This window comes from Microbispora sp. H10949, assembly GCF_014161435.1.
Classification (GTDB): domain Bacteria; phylum Actinomycetota; class Actinomycetes; order Streptosporangiales; family Streptosporangiaceae; genus Microbispora; species Microbispora triticiradicis.
In genome coordinates, this window is record NZ_JABBWZ010000026.1 from 1 (window position 1) to 8,934 (window position 8,934).

2 protein-coding genes are annotated in these 8,934 nt (G+C 73.4%); both read right to left on the bottom strand.

Annotated features, from left to right (window positions below; translation table 11 throughout):
* On the bottom strand, positions 1-4,801 hold a 4,801-nt coding region (locus HHX40_RS35345; RefSeq protein WP_182884032.1), incomplete at its 3' end, for a type I polyketide synthase.
* Between the two features lie 6 nt (positions 4,802-4,807).
* Positions 4,808-8,934, bottom strand: a 4,127-nt coding sequence (locus tag HHX40_RS35350) for a type I polyketide synthase (RefSeq protein WP_182884033.1), incomplete at its 5' end; no start/stop codon positions are given.

The following is an 8,934-nucleotide window of genomic DNA, read 5'->3' on the forward strand; positions in this document are numbered from 1 at the left end:
TGGCGCCGTCGATTTTGGGGGCGAGGACGGGGTGGAGGTGGTGGTTGGGGGTGAGGGTGTGCAGGGGGGTGTCGTGGGTGATGCCGGCGGCGTGGATGACGGCGGTGAGGGGGTGGTCGGGGGGGATTGAGGTGATGAGATCTTCGACGGCGTGGGGGTTGGTGATGTCGGTGGCGGTGACGGTGACGTGGGCGCCTGCGGTGGTGAGTTGGTGGATGAGGGTGTCGGCGCCGGGGGTGTGGTGGCCGCGTCTGCCGGTGAGGTGGAGGTGGCGGATGTGGTGGTGGGTGGCGAGGTGGTGGGCGAGGAGGGCGCCGATGCCGGTGAGGCCGCCGGTGATCAGGACGGTGCCGTCGGGGTTCCACGCTCTCGGCTGAGCATCTTTGGAGCTGTGTGGGGTGAGGCGGGGGGTGAGGAGAGTGCCGTCGCGGAGGGCGGTGTGGGGTTCGTCGTGGTGGCGGGCGGTGGCGGCGGCCTGGGGGAGCTGGCTAAGGGTGTTGTGGTCGTGGTCGATGAGGTGGATGCGGCCGGGGTGTTCGGTCTGGGCGGAGCGGACCAGGCCCCAGATGGGGGCGGTGGTGAGGTCGATGGGTTGTTGGCTGGTGGTGGCGACGGCGTGGTGGGTGAGGACGAGTAGCCGGGTGGTGGTGAGGCGGTCGTCGGCCAGGAAGGTCTGCAGGGTGGTCAGGGTGCGTTCGGTCACCGCGTGCGCCGCCGCCACCGGGTCTCCGCCCGCCCTGCTGTGATCGCCCGTCTCGTTGCCGGTGGCGGATGTGGCCCGCTCCGGATCGGTGGGCTCGGTGTCGCCGTCCCTGACGGGCTGTTCCTGGTGGAGGTGGGAGCCGACGGGTAGGACGATCACGTCGGGGACGGGTTCTGCGGCGTCGACGGCGTCGGTGAGGGCGGTCAGGTCGTCGTAGTAGGAGGCGGTGACGGTCTGGCGGAGGGCTTCGTGGAGGGCGCGGTCGCCGAGCACGGCCCAGGCCTCGCGTGCCGCCGGCTGGAGTTCCAGGGGCGACCATTCCACCCGGAACAGGCTGTCGTCTGGCCTCGGTCCGGAGACGGTCAGCTGTTCTGCGGAGACGAGCCGGGCGGTGAGGGCGTCGATGGAGGCGACGGGTGCGCCGGTGGGGTCGGCGGCCTGCAGTGACAGCGATCCGGCATCGCCGAGCTTGACGCGTACCCGCAGGTCGGTGGCGCCGGTGGCGTGCAGGCGCACCCCGCTCCAGGCGAACGGCAGCCGGTTGTGCCCCTCCGGGACCTCCGCCAGGCCGGCCCACGCCGGCAGGTGCACGGCCGCGTCGAACAGCGCCGGGTGCACGCCGTAGCCCGTCACGTCGCCGTCCGCCTCCTGCGGGAGCGTCACCTCGGCGAACAGTTCGTCGCCCCGCCGCCATGCCGTGCGCAGCCCCCGGAACGCCGGACCGTACGGCAGGCCCGCCAGGGTCAGGGCGTCGTAGACGCTCTCCACCTCGATCGGCACGGCGTCGTCGGGCGGCCAGGCGGTGAGGTCGAAGCCGGGCGCGGAGTCGTCCTTGGCCAGTACGGCGGTCGCGTGACGGGTCCACTCACCGTGCTCTCCCTCGTCGCGTGAGTACACGTCGAGCGTCGCGTTCCCGTCGGCGTCCGCGCCGTTCACGATCACCTGCACCCGGACCTTACGGCCCGGTCGCAGGACGAGTGGGGCGTGGAGGAGGAGTTCGTCGATGGTGGTGTGGCCGGTGTGGTCGGCGGCGTGGAGGGCGAGGTCGAGGTAGGCGGTGCCGGGGAGGATGGGGGTGTCGAAGACGGTGTGGTCGGTGAGCCAGGGGTGGGTGGTGAGGGAGAGGGTGCCGGTGTAGACGGTGGTGTCGTCGTGGGCGAGGGTGAGGGCGGCGCCGAGCAGGGGGTGGGCGGTGGTGGTGAGGCCGAGGGCTGCGGGGTCGGTCTGGCGGGTGGGTGGGGTGAGCCAGAGGTGTTCGTGCTGGAAGGCGTAGGTGGGCAGGTCGACGGTGGTGGCGGGGCCGTGGATGGCGGTCCAGTCGACGGGGGCGCCGTGGGTGTGGGTGTGGGTGTGGGCGGCGGCGGTGACGGCGGTGTGGGGTTCGGGCCGGTCGCGGCGTAGCACGGGGACGGCGACCAGGTCGGGTGTGCCGTCGAGGGTGTCGCGGATGAGGCCGGTGAGGATGCCGTCGGGGCCGATTTCGAGGTAGGTGGTGGCGCCGTGGTCGTGCAGGGTGCGGGTGGCGTCGGCGAAGCGGACGGGGTTGCGTAGGTGGTGTGTCCAGTAGTCGGGGCCGTCGGGTGGGGTGGGGGTGCCGGTGAGGTCGGAGACGAAGGTGAGGGTGGGGGGTGTGTGGGTCAGGTCGTCGATGGCTTTGTGGAAGTCGTCGAGGATGGGGTCCATGTGGGGGGAGTGGAAGGCGTGGCTGACGGTCAGGGCCCGGACCTTGTGTCCCTGCTGCCGGAAGCGTTCGGTGAGGTGGGTGACGGCGTCGTGGTCGCCGCTGATGACGGTGGAGGTGGGGGTGTTGACGGCGGCGATGGTGACCCTGCCCTCATGGGCGGCGAGGTGGGGGGTGATGGCGGTTTCGGGGGCGTTGATGGCGGTCATGGCGCCGCCGGGTGGGGCGGTGTGCATGAGGCGGGCGCGGGTCGTGACGAGGGTGGCGGCGTCGGTGAGGGTGAGGATGCCGGCGGTGTGGGCGGCGGCGATGGCGCCGATGGAGTGCCCGGCGACGGCGTGGGGGGTGATGCCCCAGGTGGACAGGAGGTGGGTGAGGGCGGTCTGCAGGGCGAACAGGGCGGGCTGGGTGTAGAGGGTCTGGTCCAGCAGCGTCTGGTCGGCGTCCCCGAGCAGGACCTCGCGTAGCGGCACGGGGGTGTGTCCGGCCAGGTGCTCGTCCAATGCCTCGATGGCCTGGTCGAGGGCGGTGGCGAAGGTGGGGTAGGCGGCGTAGAGGCCGCGTCCCATGCCGGGGCGTTGGCTGCCTTGGCCGGTGAACACGAACGCGACCTTGCCGGGACGGGCGGTCCCGGTGACGATGCCGGGGGTGTTGCGGCCGTCGGCGAGGGCGCGGGTGCGGTCGAGGAGTTCCTGTGGTGTGGTGCCGGTGATGACGGCGCGGTGGTCGAAGTGGGCGCGGGTGGTGGTCAGGGAGTGGGCGACGTCGACCGCGTCCAGGCCGGGGTGGCGGTCGAGGTGGTCGGCCAGGCGGGCGGCCTGGGCGCGTAGCGCTTCGGGTGACCGCGCCGAGACCACCCACCCCACCACCGGCACCCCACGCCCCTGGGAAACGTCCACCGGACGCGGAGTGTCGTGGGCGCCGGGGTCCTGCGTGGCCGGTGCCTGATGCCCGGCCTCCGCCGGAGCCAGGCTGCCGGTGGACGTCACGCGTGACCCGTTCGGAGGTGCCTCCACGGTCGTGGCCGCGTCGATCTGGTCGGGTGCCTGTTCGATGATGACGTGGGCGTTGGTGCCGCTGACGCCGAAGGCGGAGACGGCGGCACGGCGGGGGTGGCCGTGGTCGGGCCAGGGCTGGGATTCGGTGAGGAGTTTGATGTTGCCGGTGGTCCAGTCGACGTGGGGGGTGGGCTGGTCGACGTGGAGGGTCCGGGGGAGCAGGCCGTTGCGGATGGCGTGGACGGTTTTGATGATTCCGGCGACGCCGGCGGCGGCTTGGGCGTGGCCGATGTTGGATTTGAGGGAGCCGAGCCATAGCGGGCGCTCGCGGTCCTGGCCGTAGGTGGCGAGCAGGGCTTGGGCTTCGATGGGGTCGCCGAGGGTGGTGCCGGTGCCGTGGGCTTCGACGGCGTCGACGTCCGATGGGGTGAGTCCGGCGTTGTGGAGGGCGTGGGTGATGACGCGTTGCTGGGAGGGGCCGTTGGGTGCGGTCAGGCCGTTGGAGGCGCCGTCTTGGTTGATGGCGGTGCCGCGGACGACGGCGAGGACACGATGTCCGTTCCTCCGCGCGTCGGACAGGCGTTCGACCAGGAGGAGGCCGACTCCTTCGGCCCAGCCGGTGCCGTCGGCGGAGGAGGAGAACGCCTTGCACCGCCCGTCCGGCGCGAGCCCCCGCTGCCGCGAGAACTCGGTGAACCCGATCGGGCTCGCCATCGCCGTCACCCCGCCCGCGAGCGCGAGGTCGCATTCCCCCGTACGCAGGGCCTGGACGGCGAGGTGCAGCGCGACCAGTGACGACGAGCAGGCCGTGTCGACGGTCACCGCCGGGCCCTCGAAGCCGAAGGTGTAGGCGATCCGCCCCGACAGCACGCTGCCCAGATTGCCGATCGCCAGATAGCCCTCCAGGTCTTCGGGCACCTCCGGCAGCCGTGAGCCGTACGTACGGTCGGCCACCCCCGCGTACACCGCCGTACGGCTGCCCTTGAGGGTGGTGGGGTCGATGCCGGCGCGTTCGAGGGTTTCCCAGGCGACTTCGAGGAGGAGGCGTTGCTGGGGGTCGCTGGCGAGTGCTTCGCGGCGGGAGATGCCGAAGAAGGCGGCGTCGAATCCGGCGACGTCGTCGAGGAAGCCGCCGTGGCGGGTGTAGGAGGTGCCGGGCTGGTCGGGGTCGGGGTCGTAGAGGGCGTCGAGGTCCCAGCCGCGGTCGGCGGGGAACTCGGTGACGGCGTCGCGGCCCTCGGCGACCAGGTCCCACAGGTCCTCGGGAGAGGCCACCCCGCCGGGCAGGCGGCACCCCATCCCCACGATCGCGATCGGCTCCCGCGACTTCGCCTCGATCTGCCGCAGCCGTTTCTCCGCCTGCTTGGTCTCCGCGATCGAACGCTTGAGATATTCGCGCAGCTTGTCGTCGTTCGCCATCAGAATTCAGCTCCTGTCCAGGAGGTCGAAGAGTTCGTCGTCGGTGGCGGAGTCGAGGTCGATCTCGTCGTCCGGGTCGTCGTCCGCGCCGAGCGGGGTGTCGAAGCGGGCCAGCAGCGCGCGCAGGCGGGAGACGACCTCGCCCCGGCCGCCGGGCTCGGCGAGCAGGCTCGCCTCCAGCCGCCGCAGCGCGGTCAACGGGTCGCCGGCGGGTTCGCCGTCGCCGTCCACCTCGGCCTCGGCCAGCGCCGACAGGATGTAGTCGGTGACCGCGGCGGGCGAGGGATGATCGAAGATCAGCGTCGTCGGCAGGGGCAGCCCGGTCGCCGTACGGAGCCGGTTGCGCAGGTCCACGGCGGTCAGCGAGTCGAGCCCCAGCTCCCGGAACGCCCTGGCCGCCGGGATCTCCGCACCGTCGGCGTGCCGCAGCACCGCGGCGACCTCCGTGCGGACGAGGTCGAGCACGGCCTCGCGGCGCTGCTCCGGGTCGAGCCCGGCGAACCGCGACGCGGGTTCGGGCGCCTGCCCCCCGGCAGCGCCGTCGTTCACCCCGCCCTCGGAAGACGTGGCCGAGGACGTACGCGAGGCGTCGAGCCAGAAGCGGGTGCGCTGGAAGGCGTAGGTCGGCAGGTCGACGCGGCGTGGGTCGGCTCCGCGGAGGGCGACGGCCCAGTCGACCGGCACGCCCCGCACGAAGGCCTCGGCGAGCGACACGAGGAACCGCTCCGGCCCGCCTTCGTCGCGCCGGAGCGTCCCGGTGACCAGCGCGGGCGCGACCGCCGCCGCCTCCAGGGTGTCCTCGATGCTCGACGCCAGCACCGGATGCGGGCTGATCTCCACGAACGCGGTGTGACCACTGGCCGCCAGCGCGCGGGTGGCGGCCTCGAACCGCACGGGCCGCCGCAGGTTCGCGTACCAGTAGTCGGCGTCGAGCTCCCCCTCGCCGGCCCACTCGCCCGTGACGGTCGACAGCATGGGCACGGTCAGCGCGCGGGGCGTGATCGGGGACAGCGCCTTCGGCAACTCGTCGGAGATCAGCTCGACCTGGGCGGAGTGCGAGGCGTAGTCGACGGGGAGCCGCCGGTTGCGCACCCCCTCCGCGTCGAGCGCGGCCAGCAGCTCGGCCAGGGCGCTCACCTCGCCGGACACGACCACGCTGCCCGGCCCGTTGACGACCCCGACCGACAGCCGTCCGTCCCAGGGCGCGATCCGCGCCTCGGCCTCCTCCAGCGGCAGGGCCACCGACGCCATGCCGCCGTCACCCGACAGGGTCCGGATGGCCTGACTGCGCAGGGCCACCACGCGGGCGGCGTCGCGCAGCGACAGCCCGCCCGCCACCACGGCCGCGGCGATCTCCCCCTGCGAATGGCCCACCACCGCGTCGGGACGGACCCCGTACGACTGCCAGAGCTCGGCGAGCGACACCATGACGGCCCACAGCACCGGCTGCACCACGTCGACCCGGTCGAGCCCCGGCGCGCCGGGGACGCCGCGCACCACGTCGAGCAGCGACCAGTCGACGAACTCGCTCAGCGCCCGCTCGCACTCCGCGAGCCGTTCCGCGAACACGGGCGCCGACTCCAGCAGCCCGGCGGCCATGCCGGGCCACTGCCCGCCCTGCCCCGGGAAGACGAACACGACCTTCCCGGCGACGTCGGCCGTGCCGCGTACGACGTGGCCGGGCAGCGCGCCCTCGCGGGTGAGGGCGGTCAGCCCGGAGGTCAGCCCCGCCGCGTCCGGCGCGACCACGACGGCACGCTCGGCCAGCAGCGTCCTGGCGGAGACGAGGGAGTGCGCCACGTCGACCGGGTCGAGGTCCGCCCGGCCGTCCAGGTACGTCGCGAGGCTGACGGCCTGACCGCGCAGCGCCTCGGGCAGGTGGCCCGACAGCACCCACGGCACGGCGGGCGGCACGGCGGGCCGCGTGCCGGGCGGTGGCGTGCCCGGCGTCCTGACCGGCTCCTCGGCGGCGGGGGGCTGCTCCAGGATCACGTGCGCGTTCGTCCCGCTCACCCCGAACGACGACACCCCGGCCCGTCTCGGGCCGCTGTCCTCCGGCCAGGGCCGCGCCTCGTCGAGGAGGCGCACGCCGCCGCTCGACCAGTCCACGTGCGGGGTCGGCTCGTCGACGTGCAGGGTCTTCGGCAGCACCCCGGCGCGCATCGCCATGATCATCTTGATCACGCCGGCACCGCCCGCCGCGGCCTGGGTGTGCGCGATGTTCGACTTGAGGGAACCGAGCCACAGCGGCCGCTCGGCCGGGCGGTCCTGGCCATATGTCGCCAGCAGCGCCTGCGCCTCGATCGGGTCGCCGAGCGTCGTGCCGGTGCCGTGCGCCTCGACCACGTCCACCTCGCCGGTCGTCAGCCCGGCGTTGGCGAGCGCCTGCCGGATGACCCGCTGCTGCGACGGGCCGCTCGGGGCGGTCAGGCCGTTGGACGCGCCGTCCTGGTTGACGGCCGAGCCGCGGACCACCGCGAGCACCGGGTGGTCGTTCCTGCGTGCGTCCGACAGCCGTTCGAGGAGGAGCAGGGCGACGCCCTCGCCCCAGCCGGTGCCGTCGGCCGAGGACGAGAACGCCTTGCACCGCCCGTCGGCCGCCAGGGCCCGCTGCCGGGAGAACTCGACGAACGTGGCGGGCGACGACATCACGGCGACGCCGCCGGCGACCGCCAGGTCCGACTCACCCGTACGCAGCGACTGTGCGGCCAGGTGCAGCGCGACAAGCGACGACGAGCAGGCCGTGTCGACGGTCACCGCCGGGCCCTCGAAGCCGAACGTGTACGCGACGCGGCCCGAGGCGATGCTGCCCGCGCTGCCGTTGACGAGGTAGCCCTCCAGGTCGCCCGGGATCTCCTGCAGCCGGGGCGCGTAGTCGTGGTACATCACCCCGGCGAAGACCCCGGTGCGGCTGCCCCTGAGCCGGCGGGGGTCGATCCCGGCCCGCTCGAACGCCTCCCAGGCCACTTCGAGGAGCAGCCGCTGCTGCGGGTCCGTCGCCAGCGCCTCACGGGGCGAGATGCCGAAGAAGGCGGCGTCGAAGTCGGCGACGTCCCGCAGGAACCCGCCGTGCCGGGTGTAGGAGGTGCCGAGACGGTCCGGATCGGGGTCGTAGAGCCGTTCGAGGTCCCAGCCCCGGTCGGCGGGGAACTCCGACACGGCGTCCCCGCCGCGCTCCACCAGCCGCCACAGCGCCTCCGGCGACTCGATGCCGCCCGGAAGCCGGCAGGCCATCCCGACGATGACGACCGGATCGTCCGCGAGCGACCCTGTCGCGGTCGTCTCGGCCCGCACCGGCGCCTTGTCCGCCCTGACGTCCCCGCCGAGCAGGCCGTCCAGCAGTTCGGCGATGCCCTCGGGGGTGGGGTGGTCGAAGGTGAGGGTGGCGGGGAGTCGGAGGTTGGTTGTGGTGGTGAGGCGGTTGCGGAGTTCGACGGCGGTGAGGGAGTCGAGGCCGAGTTCGATGAGGGGGCGGTCGGGGGGGATGGTGTGGGGGTCGGGGTGGCTGAGGACGGTGGCGACCTCGGTGCGGACCAGGTCGAGCAGGGCCGCGCTCCGCCGCTGGGGAGTGAGCGCGGAGAGTCGCGTCGTGAGGGAGCCGTCCTGCCCGGCGGCCGCCCGCACCGCCCGGCGGCGTGGGGAGATCAGGCGGCGCATCAGGGGCGGCGGCGCGTCGGTCGCCCTGTTCAGGCGGGCCGGTACAAGCACCGGCGGCTGCGCTGCCGCGCCGAAGACCACCGCGTCGAACAGGGCCAGGGCGTGGTCCGTTTCGAGCGGGCGCAGGCCGAGCCTGGCCAGGCGCTTGTGGTCGTTCTGACCGAGTCCGGCGGTGAGGGTGCTGGTGTGGGCCCATAGTCCCCAGGCGAGGCTGGTGGCGGGGAGGCCTTGGGTGTGGCGGTGGTGGGCGAGGGCGTCGTGGAAGGTGTTGGCGGCGGCGTAGTTGGCTTGGGCGGCGCCGCCGAGGAGGCCGCTGATGGAGGAGAACAGGATGAAGGCGGCGAGGTCCTGGTGGTGGCGGGTGTGGTGGTGGAGGTGGGTGGCGCCGTCGATTTTGGGGGCGAGGACGGGGTGGAGGTGGTGGTTGGGGGTGAGGGTGTGCAGGGGGGTGTCGTGGGTGATGCCGGCGGCGTGGA